Source organism: Streptomyces sp. LS1784, from assembly GCF_020103755.1.
Taxonomy (GTDB): Bacteria; Actinomycetota; Actinomycetes; order Streptomycetales; family Streptomycetaceae; genus Kitasatospora.
The window spans coordinates 1-950 of sequence record NZ_JAHSQD010001153.1; the positions used below are offsets into that span (position 1 = coordinate 1).

Genomic DNA, 950 nt, shown 5'->3' on the forward strand with positions numbered 1-950 from the left:
ACGGCTCGATGAACGTCCACTGCTCGTCGGTGAGTTGCCTACGTGTCACACGCAACGTCCTACCGGATCCCGCTTTCGAGCAAGCACGAAACCGCAATATTGATCACGACATCACACAGGCCCTAGCTCGACCGCTGGCTTGAGCGATGCGACGTCCAGAACGAACACGGCCGACCGGTCCATCTGACGCCCCATCAATGGCGCCACACACTTTTGGAACTAGGCTGATCAGCCGGGACGCCCCGCAGGAAGTCGTACGCGTCCTTCTCGATCACTCTTCGGGCGAGATGACTGCCCACTACTGAAATTGAAGTCGTGATGTCGGTCTGAAGGTGGTCAACCGTCCATGATCAGGCCGGTGGTGGCGAGGCATCCGTCGATGAGGTGGGGGCGGTACTGGATCTGCTTCAGGCTGCGCCTGACGGCTCGGGCGAGCTGGTCGAGGTTGGCGGCGGCGAGGTTGCCGATGGTGCGCTTGACCAGCGACCAGATCCCCTCTTGCGGGTTGAGGTCCGGTGCATACGACGGGAGTTGGAAGACAGTCAGCCAGCCCTTGTTCGCCTCGATGAACTCCTGCATCGGCGGCATCAGGTGGGCGCGCAGGTTGTCCCACACGAGCACGATCGGGCCGCCCAGCTGAATGTGTGCGCGGATGAGCAGGTCCCGGTAGTCCTGCCAGGTCAAGCCCTTCTTCTCGCCCTTGCGGCCGCGGTGGACATGGAAGCTGTAGAACATCCGGGACCGTTGACCGGGTTTGTAGCAGCTCAGTCCCGCCATGGAGACCCGGCCGCCTCCCCGGCCGCGCACCCGCACGACCGAGGTGCAGCCGAGCCTGCCCCAGGTCCTGGCACGCGGCGGCCTCATCGACTGCCCGGCTTCGTCCTCAAAGACGAGCCAGGCCCCGCGGGCCGCCGCGGTGCTTTTACCCGCGGCCACGTCTCCTTCTTCCA

1 protein-coding gene is annotated in these 950 nt (G+C 64.2%); it reads right to left on the reverse strand.

The genetic code is table 11. The annotated features are described in order from the left end of the window. Window positions 1-336: 336 nt before the first annotated feature. Window positions 337-950 (reverse strand): transposase (locus KS423_RS46265; protein ID WP_308020335.1); only part of this gene is annotated, 614 nt, incomplete at its 5' end.